The organism is Bradyrhizobium sp. UFLA06-06 (assembly GCF_054820065.1).
This window is the reverse complement of sequence record NZ_JADFUD010000110.1, coordinates 1-14,519: the sequence shown is the minus strand read 5'-3', so window position 1 is coordinate 14,519 and position 14,519 is coordinate 1. Positions and strand designations below refer to the sequence as shown.

Sequence of the window (14,519 nt, the reverse complement as noted above, 5' to 3'; positions counted from 1 at the left end):
GGCCGTGGCCGGCACTGCGATCGGAACCTGACGCGACTCCACGGCAATATCGGCCGTGACGAACGAGCCCGGACGCCAGCGCCGATCGAGATTGTCCAGCAGCGCAACGGCGCGCGCGGCCCGCGTCTCCTTGTCCAGCAGCGGGCTGACGAAGATGATTTTTCCGGTTCCGGTCTCGCTATAGCCGCGACTGGCGACGGCCACGCTCTGGCCTTCCCGGACCATCGGCAGATCGGAGGAATTGACCGCCATCTCGACCCAGACTCTGCTGAGGTCGACGATGACGAACAGCTCGGTCTCGAGGTTGTCCCTGCCGACCGCGGTCCCGAGTTCGACCTTGCGTTCGACCACCCGTCCGGAAATCGGCGCCCGGACGTTCTGTAGGCGCAGCGTTCCCTCGGGCGCCTGCGGGATCGATGCGATCTCGCTTTCGTCGATTCCAAGCGCGAGCAGCTTCTGCCGTGCGATGTCGAGGCGCATGGCCGTCTGCGACGCAGCGTTGCGCGACCGGATGTATTGCTGCTCGGGAACCGCCTTGGTGTCCCAAGCCGCCTTGTCGCGGGCCGCTAAATCCTGCTGCAGATCGTTGGACAGCCGTGCGGCCATGTACTCGCTTTTCGCATCGGCGACTTCCCGGCTCTCCAGTGCGCCGAGAATCTGGCCCTTCTCGACCTCATCGCCGATGTTCTTGCGGAGCTCGGCGACGGTTCCCGACAGCTTCACCGACACATGGGCGACGCGGTCGGCGTCCGGGGCGATGACCGCCGGGACCGACAGTCGCATCGCCATTGCAGCCGGGCCAGCCTTGGCCTGCTCGATCCTCGCCAACGCGATCCGCTCGTCGTCCATCCGGATGACAGGCTTCCTCTCCTCCGCTTGCGGCTTGGGCTGGCGCGCTCGCTCGGTCGCGGCCAGGCCCACCGTCTTGCGCAGTGTCGGCACCGCCGGCCCCCATGCTGCGAATGCGGCCGCCGCGACGATTGCGGCGAGCCCAAGCATCCATACGGACTTTCGAGAGGACATCAGACCGTTCCCGCTCAGAGGTATCGTGAGATTGCCTTGAACTCGGCAAGCACGTGCTTTGTCGGCTTCGCGGAGCCGCCATTGGCCGCGACGTCGAGACAATTGTCGACATGATCGTGGATCAGCGTCCGCTTCGCCTCGGTGATCGCCTTCTCGACTGCGTAAAGCTGCTGGGCCAGGTCCAGGCACGGGCGGCCATCGTCGAACATCTCGATGACGCGGTGAAGGTGGCCCTCCGCGCGCTTCAGGCGCTTGACGATCTGGGTGTGGCTTTCGTGGACGTGTCGCTTGGTCATCCGATATCCTATCCCCGGGGAGGGGATATTATAATCCGAAATCGACTGGAAAGCGATCCCGTGGGTTGACTAGTATAGGGTACCCCCCTATCTTATGCTCCATGTCGCACACGATCAAACACAAGTCAAAGCTCCTTTCCCGGGTTCGGCGCATTAAGGGACAACTTGACGCGGTCGAGCGCGCCTTGGAGGCGGAACTCGGCTGCACCGACGTGCTCATGCTGGTCGCGTCGGTCCGGGGGGCCGTTGGCGGTCTGACCACCGAACTGCTCGAGGACCATATCCGTCATCACGTCGTGGATCCCGTTCACGAGAAGGATCCGGAGAAGGCCAAAGGGGCGGCCGACCTGATCGAAGTCGTCCGAACCTATTTGAAGTGAGTGCCATGACCGACCTGTCTCAGCTGCTCCAGCAGGGCAGCGCGCATGCATGGCTGTTCGTGCCCAGCGCGATCCTGCTCGGCGCGTTGCACGGGCTCGAGCCCGGCCACTCCAAGACGATGATGGCGGCCTTCATCATCGCGATCCGCGGCACCGTGGTGCAGGCGGTGCTGCTCGGCCTGGCGGCGACGATCTCGCACACGGCCATCGTCTGGATCGTCGCGCTCGCAGGGCTTCATTTCGGCCAGCAATGGTCCGGAGAACGCAGCGAAGCCTGGTTGCAGCTGGCGTCGGCGGTGATCATCATCGCGATCGCGGCCTGGATGGCCTGGCGCACCTGGCGCGAGCAGGCTGCCGAACACGATCACGATCACGATCATCACCATCACCACGACGAAACGCGCCGGCTGGTCCTGGCCGGACAATCGCTGTCGCTCGAAGTCTTCGAGGACGGCGTGCCGCCGCGCTGGCGGTTGCGGAGCGAGGCCGGGGCGCTGCCGGTGGCCGGCGACGTTGCCGTCGTGACGATCCGTCCCGACGGCAGCGAGCAACGCTTTTGCTTCGCCGGCCACGATGGCTATCTGGAAAGCATCGACGAAATTCCGGAGCCGCATGCCTTCAAGGCGCGCGTCTCGGTGCGCGCGGACATGGCGGAAGTCCTGTTCGAGGAGCATGACCATGCGCATATGAATCTCGGCGACGAGGACGACGCGCATGCGCGCGCACACGCGGCCGACATCCGCAAGCGCTTTGCCGGACGCACCGTCACGACGTGGCAGATCATCCTGTTCGGCTTGACCGGCGGGCTGATTCCGTGTCCGGCGGCAATCACCGTGCTGCTGCTCTGTCTCCAGCTCAAGCAATTCAGCCTCGGCTTCGTGCTGGTGCTTTGCTTCGGCATCGGGCTTGCGATCACCATGGTCTCCGCCGGTGTTGCGGCCGCGCTGAGCCTGCGTCATGTCGAGCGCCATTGGGCCGGCTTCAGCCGCTTTGCCCATCGCGCTCCCTACGTCTCGGCGGCGCTGATCGTGCTCGTCGGCCTCTACACGGGCTGGCTCGGGTTGCACGGGATCACGGCGTGATCCGGGATCACGGCCTGATCCACGTCGCCCCACTTCGATCTTGAAACCTGCGCGAGGTGGTCTAGATTTGCCTCAAGGGGACAAGGCAGACTCCCCGTGAGACCTCGGTCCAAGCTCTGCGCGACATTCACCGTCGTGGAGCTTTCACATGGACACCGAACCACACACACTTCTTCGTTCCGAAAATCGTCGTTGCAAAATCGCTATCCTGTCGCGTGGCGACGCCGCGTCGCGCCGGGAGGCGACTGCGCAAAACAGCCGTTTCGTCCGCGTCTTCGAAGCGCTCGCCGCCACCGGCATCGAGGCTGTTCCCGTCGTCTATGACGAGACATTCGCCGATGCCGTTCGCGACCAATTGCTCGCCGTGGACGGCGTTCTCGTTTGGGTCGATCCGATCCATCAGGGCAAGACGCGCGCGGCCCTCGATCCGCTGCTGCGCGAGGTCGCGGCGAAGGGGCCGTGGGTCAGCGCGCATCCCGACATCATCCTCAAGATGGGCGTCAAGGACGTGCTGTACCGGACGCGTCGCCTGGGCTGGGGCGCCGACACCCATCGATACGCCACGGTCGATGCGTTCCGCGCCGAATTCCCCTCGCGGTTGCGCGCGGGCGGTCCGCGCGTGCTCAAGCAGAACCGCGGCAATGGCGGGCAGGGCGTCTGGAAGGTGGAAACCGTGCCGAACACCGACGCGACGATTCGCGTGCTGCATGCGCTGCGCGGCAGCCGGCCGGAGGAGTTGCCGCTGGAGGACTTCATGGCGCGCTGCGAGCCGTATTTCGGCTGGGGCGGCTGCATCATCGATCAGGCGTTCCAGCCGCGCCTGCCCGAGGGCATGATCCGTTGCTATGTCAGCGGAGCGAAGGTCGCGGGCTTCGGGCACCAATTGATCAAGGCCTTGATCCCGCCGCCCCCGCAAGGCCCGGCTTCTCCGGAAGCTCAACCTGGACCGCGCATTATGCACGGCCCCGATGCCCCGCAATTCCAGAGGCTGCGAAGGTTGATGGAGGACGAATGGATCCCGCAAATGATGGCCGCGCTGGCGATCGATGAAGCGTCGCTGCCGGTGATCTGGGATGCCGATTTCCTGTACGGTCCGCGCGATGCTGATGGTGCCGACACCTATGTGCTCTGCGAGATCAACGCGAGCTCGTGCTTTGCGATCCCCGACGACGCGCCGGCGGCGATCGCGCAAACGGTCGGGAATCGCATCGGTCGGAACATGGCGAGCGTGAGGTGAGCACGCCCTCCAGGCTCCCTCTCCCGCATTCGCCAAGAGGCTTCGGCGGATAGGAGGGGGAGGGAGCCTGCCGCCGATGCTTGACGCACGCGTGGGTCGTCAATCAAATTGTTCTGATTTTCGGAATTAATCTTGACGGGTACCCCAACTCAGATGTTCAATACACCCGTCTCACCCGATCGAGGGGCTCGCGGTCGTCACGAACGCGGCGTGGGATGCGGTGGACGCCGAGCGTGGTGCTGACGAGCGCGTGCAAAGCGGACGGTGAAGTCGTGTGGTCCTGACGCCCTAGCGGCGGGTGTCCTCTCGCAAAGCGCGCAAGCGTTTTGCGAAGGCGGTGACAAACAAGCCAAGTCTCGCCGGGGAGAGCACGTATGAGCCGTAGCCCATCGCGCAGGGAAAGCCGGATTGCTCCGGTTACACCTGTGGTCCTACCCCCGAGCTTTCTACCCATTGCTCGGGGCCCATGGGTGCGATCGGCACCCGGCTTTCCCTGCGCCCTCTGTCCAAGAGGGCGGAACGAAGAGCAAGACTCGGACGATTCATCTCGCGAGAATGCGGATGTATGGCTCACAGATCGTGCAACACACTCGGCGTCGTCCCGGCGAAGGCCGGGACCCATTACCCCAAATGCCAATGATCGCGCGACGCTGGGGCCACAGCCTTCTTCAACTACTCGACCCTGTGGTTATGGGTCCTGGCTTTCGCCAGGACGACAATGATGAGTCCCCTCCACAACAACCGCCGCGGAGTATGGGTCCCTGCTTTCGCAGGGACGACAGTTGTGTTTGCGGCGCGCCCGTCAATCTCCCTCAGCAGCGCCACGCGTCCCGCGACCCCGAAGCGCGCGCTTCGGGCTACCCATTGCCAGTCCGATCTTCTATGGTGAACCGTTCGGGTCGCATGAGGCGAACTCGATAAATCCATGATATCAAAGGCTTAAGGCTCCGATCGAAGCCTTTGGAGGGCGGTTTGACGCGGTATATCTCGACCAGGGGTGAGGCCCCGGTGCTTGGCTTCTGCGATGTGATGCTGACCGGGCTTGCCCGTGACGGCGGGCTCTACGTGCCCGAGACCTGGCCGCAGCTGTCGCCCGAGACCATCGCCACCTTCTTCGGCCGTCCCTATTGGGAGGTCGCGGTCGAGATCATCCGTCCGTTTGTCGCCGGCGAGATTTCCGACGCCGAGCTCGGCCGCATGGCCAACGAGGCCTATGCCACGTTCCGTCATCCCGCGGTGGTGCCGCTCGATCAGGCCGGGCCGAACCAGTTCCTGCTAGAGCTGTTCCACGGGCCGACCCTGGCGTTCAAGGACGTCGCGATGCAGTTGATCTCGCGGCTGATGGATCACGTGCTGGCCAAGCGCGCGCAGCGCACCACCATCGTGGTCGCAACCTCGGGCGATACCGGCGGCGCCGCGGTCGAGGCTTTTGCCAATCTCGACAATGTCGACCTCGTGGTGCTGTTCCCGAACGGCCGCATCTCCGAGGTGCAGCGCCGCATGATGACGACGACCGGCGCCGCCAACGTCCATGCGCTGGCGATCGAAGGCACCTTCGACGATTGCCAGGCGCTGGTGAAGGCGATGTTCAACAATCATCGCTTCCGCGACACGGTGGCGCTGTCGGGCGTCAACTCGATCAACTGGGCGCGCATCGTCGCGCAGGTGGTCTATTACTTCACCTCGGCGGTCGCGCTCGGCTCGCCGCAGCGCACCGTCGACTTCACGGTGCCGACCGGCAATTTCGGCGACATCTTCGCGGGCTACGTCGCCAAGCGGATGGGGCTGCCGATCCGGAACTTGCGCATTGCCGCCAACGTCAACGACATCCTGGCGCGCACGCTGAAGACCGGCATCTACGAGGTGCGCGAGGTGCACGCCACGGCGTCGCCGTCGATGGACATCCAGGTGTCGTCGAACTTCGAGCGGCTGCTGTTCGAGGCGAGCGGCCGCGACGCCGATCAGGTCCGCCGTCTGATGGCCTCGCTGAAGCAGTCCGGCCGCTTCGTGTTGCCGGATGCGACGCTGGCCGCCGTGCGCCGTGACTTCGACGCCGGCCGCGCCGACGAGACCGAGACGGCGGCGGCGATCCGCGCCGCCTGGCGCGAGGCAGGCGATCTCGTCGATCCCCACACCGCGGTGGCGCTCGCGGTCGCCGACCGCGACACCTCCGATTCCAGGATTCCGAACATCGTGCTGTCGACCGCGCACGCGGCCAAATTCCCCGACGCGGTGGAAGCCGCCTGCGGGGTGCGTCCGCAGCTGCCGGTCTGGCTCGGAGGCCTGATGAGCAAATCCGAACACATCACGGTCATGAAGAATGATTCTGCCGAGGTCGAGCGCTTCGTGCTGTCGGTCAGCCGTGCTGCCAAGCAGGGAGTTGCCTGATGGGCGTTGAAATCACCAAGCTGCCGAGCGGCCTGACAATCGTCACCGACACCATGCCGCATCTGGAAACCGCGGCGCTCGGGGTCTGGGCCGGCGTCGGCGGGCGCGACGAGAAGCCGAACGAGCACGGCATCTCGCATCTGCTCGAACACATGGCGTTCAAGGGCACGGCGCGGCGCTCCTCGCGCGAGATCGTCGAGGAGATCGAGGCGGTCGGCGGCGACCTTAATGCCGGGACCTCGACCGAGACCACGGCCTATTATGCGCGGGTGATGAAGGCGGACGTGCCGCTGGCGCTCGACGTGCTGTCCGACATCCTCGGCAACCCGTCATTCGTGCCGGACGAGCTGGAGCGCGAGAAGAGCGTCATCGTGCAGGAGATCGGCGCGGCGCAGGATACGCCCGACGACGTCGTGTTCGAGCATCTCAACGAGCTCTGCTATCCGGAGCAGCCGATGGGGCGCTCGCTGCTCGGCACCGCCAAGACGCTGAAGGCCTTCGACCGCGACATGCTGCGCGGCTATCTCTCGACGCATTACCGCGCCCCCGACATGGTGGTCGCGGCCGCCGGAGCGGTCGATCACGCGCGCATCGTCGAGGACGTCACGCAGAAATTCGCAAGCTTCGACGCCACGCCGGCGCCGAAGCCGCAGGCCGCGATGTTCGGCAAGGGCGGCTCGCGGGTGGTGCATCGCGACCTCGAGCAGGCGCATCTGACGCTGGCGCTCGAAGGCGTGCCGCAGACCGATCCGTCGCTGTTCTCGCTGCAGGTCTTCACCAACACGCTCGGCGGCGGGATGTCGTCGCGGCTGTTCCAGGAGGTGCGCGAGAAGCGCGGGCTGTGCTACTCGATCTACACCTTCCACGCGCCCTACACCGACACCGGCTTCTTCGGCCTCTACACCGGGACCGATCCGGCGGACGCGCCGGAAATGATGGAAGTGATCGTCGACGTCATCAATGACGCGGTCGAAACCCTGACCGAGGCCGAGGTCGCCCGCGCCAAGGCGCAGATGAAGGCCGGCCTGTTGATGGCGCTGGAAAGCTGTTCATCCCGGGCCGAACAATTGGCACGCCATGTGCTAGCCTATGGCCGGCCGCAGACGGTGGAAGAACTGGTGGCGCGGATCGACGCGGTCAGCGTCGAATCGAGCCGCAACGCCGCCCGTGCCCTGCTGGCGCGCAGCCGGCCCGCCGTTGTCGCGCTCGGCAGCGGCAGGGGTCTGGACACGGCGGTGGCTTTTGCGGAAGGATTGACGAAGTCGAAGGCAAAGACGCTGCTGCATTAAGAATTCTGCTTACCTCGCCCCGCGCTTGCGGGGAGAGCATAGGCCGCCTACCGGCGGCCGTTGACGGACATACGCCGAGGCGGAGCCTCGGCTATGGCCGAAGGCTTCGGGTGAGGGGTAGAGCCGCAAAACCGAATCTGCGGTAAGACCCCTCACCCCGACCCTCTTCCCGCAAGGGCGGGGCGAGGGAGAAGTGGCGGGGAGTGTTGGGCCATGGCCCTGTTTCGTTTGCCGTCCAATGGACCCGCTGCACTGATGCCGCGCGGTCACGGGCTCTTGCTGCGCGCGCCGCAGATGTCGGATTTCCCGCAATGGGCGCAATTGCGCGAATTCAGCCGCGCCTATCTCACGCCGTGGGAACCGATCTGGCCCTCCGACGACCTGACCCGCGCCGGCTTCCGTCGCAGGCTGCGCCGCTACACCGAGGATATCGCCGCCGACCGCTCCTATCCGTTCATCATCTTCCGCGAATCGGACGGGGTGATGATCGGCGGGATCACGCTCGCCAATGTGCGGCGCGGCATCGTGCAGGCCGGCACGATCGGCTACTGGGTCGGGCTGCCGCACGCCCATCGCGGCTACATGACGACGGCGCTGCGGGTGCTGCTGCCCTCGTTGTTCGGCGAGCTCAATCTGCACCGCATCGAGGCCGCCTGCATTCCTTCGAATGCCTCGTCGATCCGGGTGCTGGAGAAGTGCGGCTTCACCCGCGAGGGCCTGGCGCGGCGCTACCTCTGCATCAACGGGATCTGGCAAGACCACCTGCTGTTCGGCCTGCTGCACGAGGATTTCCGCGGCTGAATCATAAGCCTATTGGCTGATGACGATCCCGATTCCATGCCTTGGGTTCGCCGCCATTGCCTTGCTATAACGCCCGCGAAACGGGGAACCGGGCTTGGAGATTTGAGGATATTGATGGGTGACAGGGTGATCAGGTTCGCGCTCGCGGCGGCGGTATCGATCGGTCTCGGTGCCACCCTGCTGCCGTCGGCAGCTTCCGCGCAGTCGCTGAGCGACCGTTTCAAGAGCCTGTTCGGCGGCGGCTCGTCCGACCAGGACAAGCCGGCCACGCCTGCAGCGCCGCAGCAGCTCAACGACGCCGATGCCGAGCTGACCTGCCCGCCGGTGCAGATCCGCTCCGGGGCCTCGACCTATTCCGTGGCCGCGAACGGCAAGGAAGCGGTCGGCAACGACGTCAAGTTCCTGGCCTCGATCACGCGCACGGCGCGGCAATGCAATCTGAATAGCGGCCAGATCACGGCCAAGATCGGTATTCAGGGGCGGATCATTGTCGGCCCCCAGGGCGCGCCACCGAGCATTCAGGTGCCGCTTCGCGTCGCCGTGGTGCAGGGCGGCGTCGGCGAGAAGACCATCATGACCAAGGCCTACACCACCACGGTGCAGATGGACGAGAGCGGCAGCGTGCCGTTCAGCCTGGTCGCCGAGGACGTCGTGTATCCGGCGCCGTCGCCGGCCGACAACGACAATTACATCTTTTATATCGGCTTCGATCCGCAGGCCCTGAAGCCGGAGCCCAAGCCCCGCGCGCCGCACAAGAAGAAGTAGTACCAGAGCGTTTTCGAGCGAAGTGGGTACCGGTTCGCGTGAAGAAAACGCGTCAAAACAAAAACACCCCGCATCATGCGGACAGATACGGGCAAAGAAAAAGGCCGGCGCGATCAGCTCGCGCCGGCCTTTTGCCGAAGGAGTTGAGATCGCGTTAGTTCAGCTTGGAGCGGACTTCGGCGATGCCCTTGCCGACGAGATCGTCGGCAACCGAGCCCTTGACCGATTGCGACAGGATGGTCGAGGCGGCGGTCACGGCGGCGTTGGCCGCGGCGGCGCGGACATCGGCCACGGCCTGCGCCTCGGCCTGGGCGATCTTGCTCTCGGCGGTCTTGGTCCGCCGGGCGACAAAATCTTCCATCTTGGTCTTGGCCTCGGCCGCGATCCGCTCGGCTTCGGCCTTGGCGTTGGAGATGATCTCCTCGGCCTCGCGCTCCGCGCTGGCGCGGCGCGCCTTGTACTCGCCGAGCAGCTTGGCGGCCTCGTCCTTCAGACGGCGGGCGTCTTCCAGCTCAGCCTTGATGCGCTCGGCACGGTGGTCGAGCGCCGTCAGCAGGGTGCGATGGACGCCGAGATAGCCGAACACGACCAGCAGAATGACGAAGGCGATCGCAACCCAGGTTTCCGGTTCGTAAAACATCGTCTATCCCTTCAGCGACGCGTCGACGGCGCTGTTGACCGCATTGGCGTCCGGCGTGACGCCGGCGAGTTGCTGGACGATGGCGCCGGCCGCATCCGCCGCGATGCCGCGGACGTTGCTCATGGCGTTGGTCCGGGTTGTTGCGATCTGCTTCTCGGCGTCGGCGAGCTTTGCCGCCAGCTTCTCTTCCAGCGCCTTGCGCTCGGCTTCCGAGGCCGCGTTCAGCTTCTCGCGGGTCTCGTTGCCGATCGCCTGCGCGTTGGCACGCGCATTCGCCAGCTCGGTCTCGTAGGCCTTCAGCGCCGCGTCGGACTCGTCCTTCAGCTTCTGCGCTTCGGCCAGATCGCCCTCGATCTTGTTCTGACGTGCGTCGATCGTCCCGCCAACGCGCGGCAGGGCGAAACGCGACACGATCAGGTAGAGCGCGACAAATGCAATCGCCAGCGACACCAGCTGCGAGGCGAAATTGGACGAATCGAACGGCGGAAAGGCTCCGCCGTGATGTCCGCCGTCAGTCTCGGTGTGGGCGCCGGCTTTCTGGCCTTTTGCCTCGCCATGACTCTCAGCCATGGTGTTCTCCTGTTGCTGTCATGCGCGCCGCCCTTGGGATGGTCTTTGGGACGACCTTTGGGCGGCGCGAAGGGGTTACCGCAAAGCGGAACCGGGTTACCGCAGAGCGGAACCGGGGTGCCGCTCAGAGCGGAACGAACAGCAGGAGCAGCGCGATCAGCAGCGAGAAGATGCCGAGCGCTTCGGTCACGGCGAAGCCGAAGATCAGGTTGCCGAACTGGCCCTGAGCGGCCGACGGGTTACGCACCGCAGCGGCGAGGTAGTTGCCGAAGATGATGCCCACGCCGACGCCCGCGCCGCCCATGCCGATGCACGCGATGCCCGCGCCAATAAGTTTTGCTGCTGCCGGTTCCATATGTAGCTCCTTGAGAAAGATAGACAGATTGGTGGGTGGAGATTCCCCGGACCGCTTAGTGTCCCGGATGAATGGCGTCGTTGAGGTAGATGCAGGTCAGGATCGCGAACACGTAGGCCTGCAGGAACGCGACCAGCAGTTCGAGGGCGTACAGCGCAATCGTAAGCGCCAGCGGCAGCACGCCGCCGACCCAGCCGAGCGCGCCCAGCGAGAAGCCGAGCATCGCGACGAAGCCCGCGAACACCTTCAGCGCGATGTGGCCGGCCAGCATGTTGGCGAACAGACGAACGCTGTGCGAGACCGGCCGCAGGAAGAACGACAGGATCTCGATGAACATGACCAGCGGCAGGATGTAGATCGGAACGCCGTGGGGGACGAAGATGCTGAAGAATTTCAGGCCGTTCTTGTAGACGCCGTAGATCAGGACGGTGAAGAACACCAGAAGCGCGAGCGCCGCGGTGACGATCAGGTGACTCGCGATCGTGAAGGTGTAGGGAATGACGCCGACGAGGTTCGAGACGCAGAGGAACATGAAGAGCGAGAAGATCAGCGGGAAGAACTTCATGCCTTCCGCGCCGGCCGTGCTGCGAATCGTGGTGGCGACGAACTCGTAGGAGATTTCGGCGACCGACTGCAGCCGTCCCGGAACCAGTTCCCGGCCGCTCGCCAGCATCAGCAGCGCAATCAGCAGCACCGCGATGAACATGAAGAGCGACGAATTGGTGAAGGCGATCGTGTGATTGCCGATGTGGCCGAGCGTGAAGAGGGGCTCGATATTGAACTGGTGGATCGGGTCGATTTTCATCCGCGCGGCTCTTGGTCCACCGGCTATCGTGCCGGTAATCGAATTTCAAATGTCGTGACTTCCCGCCAGCGCTCAGCGCTTGCCCGAGGCCACGCCCGCGGACCTCACCACGTTGACCACCCCGGCGACGAAGCCGAGCAGCGTTAACACGATGAAGCCGAATGGCGACGTCGACAGCAAACGGTCGAACCCCCAGCCAATCGCCGCTCCGACGGCAACGCCCGCGATCAGCTCCGAGGAAAGGCGAAAACCGAGCGCCATCGCCGAAGCTCTGGCGGCACTGTCCCCGCTTTCATTACCGGATTGATCAGTCTTGCTCCTGCGGCTGTCGCGAATTTCTGACAACCGATGATCGAGACTTCCGAGCCTTGCGGAAAGCGCAGCTTCGTCAGGAGGCGATTGATCGCGACTTCCATTTGCGCCGTCGTTGGTGTTCTCAGCCATGCTGCAAACACTAACCGATGCCGCGGATGATGGAAATTGCGCCCGTCCCCGTCAAAAGCCGCGCGGACCATACTTACCGCGTCTAATCAAGTCAAGATTGCGTCGTAACCAGTTATTGCTTTGATTCTGCTGGTTTTATTGGGAGATATTCAAGGTCAGAGTGACGCAGTGATCGCAGTGCAACAGCTTGCGTGGCATTGAGCGATATTGCGCGGCTTTTCCCGCTCTGCTGGGATCGCCGAAAGTCCCGTCCTCTCACGCAGTCAGGTTCCGCATGCCGCGCCAGATCGATTACTACTTCTCGCTGCAATCCCCCTGGGCCTATATCGGCCACAAGCCCTTCGTTCGACTCGTAAGCACTTACGATCTCAAGGTAAATTACCGGCCCGTGCTGCTGGTCGATCTGTTTTCGGAAACGGGCGGGCTGCCGCTCGCCAAGCGCCATCCGGTGCGGCAGCGCTATCGCATGATCGAGTTGCAGCGCTGGCGCGACAAGCGCGGGCTGAATTTTCATCTGCAGCCGGCCAACTGGCCGTTCAACGGGCGCCTCGCCGATGGCGTGGTGATCGCGGTGCTCGAGGCCGGCCTCGACCCCGAGCCGTTCCTGCAACGGGCCTATCCCGCGGTGTGGGAGCGGCAGCTTAATCTTGCTGATCCTGAGACGCTGGTGAAGCTCGCCGATGATGCAGGTTTGCCCGGCCGGCAACTGGTGGAGCGCTCCGGCACTGAAGCGATCAGCGCGACCTATGAGCAGAATCGCCAGAATGCACTGGACGCCGACGTGTTCGGCTCGCCCGGATATGTGCTCGACGGCGAGGTGTTCTGGGGCCAGGACCGGATCGAATTGCTTGAAGACGCGTTGAAGTCGGGCCGCAAGCCCTATAGCTCTGTTGTGGAGGGGCAGGAATCAGGTTGAGGCGGAGCAAGCCATGCCCATCGCGATGTCGCCGTCGAAATTGTCCATCGCAATTGCTGCCATCCTGATTGCAAGCGGCGGCGCGGCGATCGCGCAAAATGCACCCGACACCGAAAACGGCCGCTACGCCTTATCACCCGCCGGCGACGGTTTCCTGCGGCTCGACACGCGCACCGGCGCGGTGTCGACCTGCACCAATTCCAGCGCCGGCTGGGCCTGTTACATGGTGCCGGACGAGCGGGCGGCGCTGGATGCCGAGATCGGGCGTCTGCAGGCCGACAATGACAAGCTCAAGGGCGAGCTCGCCGCGCGCGCACCGTCGGCCAAGACCGACGAGGCGTTGCCGAAATCGGATTCGTTGAAGAAGCCAGAGCCCAAGACCGAGCCGAAGAGCGCCGAGGGCGAGCGCAAGATCGAGATCCCGCTGCCGAGCGACCGCGACATGGATCGCATGATGTCGTTCGCGGAGCGGGCCTGGCGGCGGCTGATCGAGATGGCCAACCGCGTGCAGCGCGACGTCAATGGCGGCAAGATTTGATACGGCGTTTGCAACATCCACGGTGTCGTCCCGGCGAAAGCCGGGACCCATAACCACCGGAGCGTATGGTTACAAAGAATATCCACTCCGAGTCTTTGAACATGAGGGGCCGCGGAGTATGGGTCCCGGCTTTCGCCGGGACGACGAGTTGAGAGGCTGCAGATGAGTTCGGCGAAAATGATCACGCACTCGGCGCCGTCCTCCGTCGCGGCAACCAGCATCGTGTCGTCACGCCTGACCGTCGAAACGTCGGGCGCTGGCTTCACCGACATCACGCGCGAGGTCGTCAAATTCCTGCGTGAGGTGCGCGCCGGCGAGGGCGCGGTGACGCTGTTCATCCGTCACACCTCGGCCTCGCTGACGATCCAGGAGAATGCCGATCCGACCGTGCTGCTCGACCTGATGACGGCGCTCGATCGCGCGGCGCCCGAAGACGGCGGCTGGCGTCACGACGCCGAAGGTCCCGATGACATGCCGGCGCACATCAAGACCATGCTGACGGCGACCTCGCTGCAGGTCCCCGTGCTCGACGGCGAGATGGCGCTCGGCACTTGGCAGGGCATCTATCTGATCGAGCACCGCGCCCGGGCGCACCGGCGCGAGATCGTGCTGCAGTTCATCGGGGCCACGCGCTGACGCGCGCATGTCATCCGGCTTCGGCTCCTAAAACGACATCGGCCGCGGATCGCTCCGCGGCCGATGCATTTTGACTGGGATGTCGACCGGTCAGGTCTTGGTGATGTCGACGTCCTTGGTTTCCGGGATGAACAGCGCGCCGACCACAACGGTGATTGCGGCGAAGATGACCGGATACCAGAGACCGGAGTAGATATCGCCGGTCGAGGCGGTGATCGCGAACGCGGTCGCCGGGAGCAGGCCGCCGAACCAGCCGTTGCCGATGTGATAGGGCAGCGACATCGAGGTGTAGCGGATGCGGGTCGGGAACAGTTCGACCAGCATGGCGGCAATCGGGCCGTAGACCATGGTGAC

18 protein-coding genes are annotated in these 14,519 nt (G+C 64.5%); 10 read left to right on the top strand and 8 right to left on the bottom strand.

Annotated features, from left to right (window positions below; all coding sequences use genetic code 11):
• Both IF803_RS41065 and IF803_RS41060 read right to left on the bottom strand, forming a co-directional pair.
• On the bottom strand, positions 1-1,023 hold a 1,023-nt coding region (locus tag IF803_RS41065), incomplete at its 3' end, for an efflux RND transporter periplasmic adaptor subunit (RefSeq protein WP_461196015.1).
• Between the two features lie 14 nt (positions 1,024-1,037).
• Positions 1,038-1,319: a metal-sensing transcriptional repressor gene (locus IF803_RS41060; protein ID WP_461196014.1), complete on the bottom strand. Its 282-nt coding sequence runs from the start codon at positions 1,317-1,319 to the stop codon at positions 1,038-1,040.
• Positions 1,320-1,420: 101 nt separating this feature from the next.
• Between IF803_RS41060 and IF803_RS41055 the strand changes: the two genes are divergently transcribed.
• From IF803_RS41055 to IF803_RS41025, 7 genes are all read left to right on the top strand, one after another.
• Positions 1,421-1,699: a metal/formaldehyde-sensitive transcriptional repressor gene (locus IF803_RS41055; protein ID WP_461196013.1), complete on the top strand. Its 279-nt coding sequence runs from the start codon at positions 1,421-1,423 to the stop codon at positions 1,697-1,699.
• A gap of 5 nt (positions 1,700-1,704) precedes the next feature.
• The gene (locus IF803_RS41050; RefSeq protein ID WP_461196012.1) at positions 1,705-2,781 is read left to right on the top strand and encodes a nickel/cobalt efflux transporter; all 1,077 of its coding nucleotides are present in this window, start codon (positions 1,705-1,707) and stop codon (positions 2,779-2,781) included.
• A gap of 148 nt (positions 2,782-2,929) precedes the next feature.
• Positions 2,930-4,018: a Cj0069 family protein gene (locus tag IF803_RS41045; RefSeq protein WP_461196011.1), complete on the top strand. Its 1,089-nt coding sequence runs from the start codon at positions 2,930-2,932 to the stop codon at positions 4,016-4,018.
• Positions 4,019-4,990: 972 nt separating this feature from the next.
• Positions 4,991-6,406 (top strand): threonine synthase, encoded by a 1,416-nt coding sequence (gene thrC / locus IF803_RS41040; RefSeq protein ID WP_028338958.1) that lies wholly within the window; start codon positions 4,991-4,993, stop codon positions 6,404-6,406.
• The gene (locus IF803_RS41035; RefSeq protein ID WP_304497444.1) at positions 6,406-7,695 is read left to right on the top strand and encodes a M16 family metallopeptidase; all 1,290 of its coding nucleotides are present in this window, start codon (positions 6,406-6,408) and stop codon (positions 7,693-7,695) included. The genes thrC and IF803_RS41035 overlap by 1 nt, the downstream gene beginning before the upstream one ends.
• A gap of 213 nt (positions 7,696-7,908) precedes the next feature.
• Complete coding sequence (locus tag IF803_RS41030; RefSeq protein WP_026191927.1) at positions 7,909-8,496, top strand: GNAT family N-acetyltransferase; 588 nt, start codon at positions 7,909-7,911, stop codon at positions 8,494-8,496.
• 114 nt (positions 8,497-8,610) lie between these two features.
• The gene (locus IF803_RS41025) at positions 8,611-9,261 is read left to right on the top strand and encodes a hypothetical protein (RefSeq protein WP_038384435.1); all 651 of its coding nucleotides are present in this window, start codon (positions 8,611-8,613) and stop codon (positions 9,259-9,261) included.
• A 154-nt stretch (positions 9,262-9,415) separates the two neighbouring features.
• Here the strand turns inward: IF803_RS41025 and IF803_RS41020 are convergent, their stop codons facing one another.
• The 5 genes from IF803_RS41020 to IF803_RS41000 all read right to left on the bottom strand — a co-directional run bounded on the left by IF803_RS41020 (position 9,416) and on the right by IF803_RS41000 (position 12,075).
• Positions 9,416-9,901, bottom strand: a complete 486-nt coding sequence (locus IF803_RS41020; protein ID WP_028338955.1) for a F0F1 ATP synthase subunit B family protein — start codon at positions 9,899-9,901, stop codon at positions 9,416-9,418.
• 3 nt (positions 9,902-9,904) lie between these two features.
• Positions 9,905-10,471 (bottom strand): F0F1 ATP synthase subunit B, encoded by a 567-nt coding sequence (locus tag IF803_RS41015; protein WP_016847055.1) that lies wholly within the window; start codon positions 10,469-10,471, stop codon positions 9,905-9,907.
• Between the two features lie 124 nt (positions 10,472-10,595).
• The gene (locus IF803_RS41010; protein ID WP_016847054.1) at positions 10,596-10,826 is read right to left on the bottom strand and encodes a F0F1 ATP synthase subunit C; all 231 of its coding nucleotides are present in this window, start codon (positions 10,824-10,826) and stop codon (positions 10,596-10,598) included.
• A 55-nt stretch (positions 10,827-10,881) separates the two neighbouring features.
• The gene (locus tag IF803_RS41005; protein WP_028338954.1) at positions 10,882-11,631 is read right to left on the bottom strand and encodes a F0F1 ATP synthase subunit A; all 750 of its coding nucleotides are present in this window, start codon (positions 11,629-11,631) and stop codon (positions 10,882-10,884) included.
• 72 nt (positions 11,632-11,703) lie between these two features.
• Positions 11,704-12,075: an AtpZ/AtpI family protein gene (locus IF803_RS41000; protein ID WP_028338953.1), complete on the bottom strand. Its 372-nt coding sequence runs from the start codon at positions 12,073-12,075 to the stop codon at positions 11,704-11,706.
• Between the two features lie 274 nt (positions 12,076-12,349).
• On the opposite strand from IF803_RS41000, the gene IF803_RS40995 reads away from it, so the two are divergent.
• The 3 genes from IF803_RS40995 (at position 12,350) to IF803_RS40985 (ending at position 14,165) form a co-directional block, all read left to right on the top strand.
• Complete coding sequence (locus IF803_RS40995; RefSeq protein WP_461196010.1) at positions 12,350-12,991, top strand: DsbA family protein; 642 nt, start codon at positions 12,350-12,352, stop codon at positions 12,989-12,991.
• 13 nt (positions 12,992-13,004) lie between these two features.
• On the top strand, positions 13,005-13,529 hold the full coding sequence (locus tag IF803_RS40990; protein WP_461196009.1) for a hypothetical protein: 525 nt from the start codon (positions 13,005-13,007) through the stop codon (positions 13,527-13,529).
• 162 nt (positions 13,530-13,691) lie between these two features.
• Positions 13,692-14,165, top strand: a complete 474-nt coding sequence (locus tag IF803_RS40985; RefSeq protein ID WP_461196008.1) for a secondary thiamine-phosphate synthase enzyme YjbQ — start codon at positions 13,692-13,694, stop codon at positions 14,163-14,165.
• A 90-nt stretch (positions 14,166-14,255) separates the two neighbouring features.
• Here IF803_RS40985 and IF803_RS40980 read toward each other — a convergent pair.
• A partial coding sequence (locus IF803_RS40980) for an MFS transporter (RefSeq protein WP_461196007.1) occupies positions 14,256-14,519 on the bottom strand: 264 nt, incomplete at its 5' end.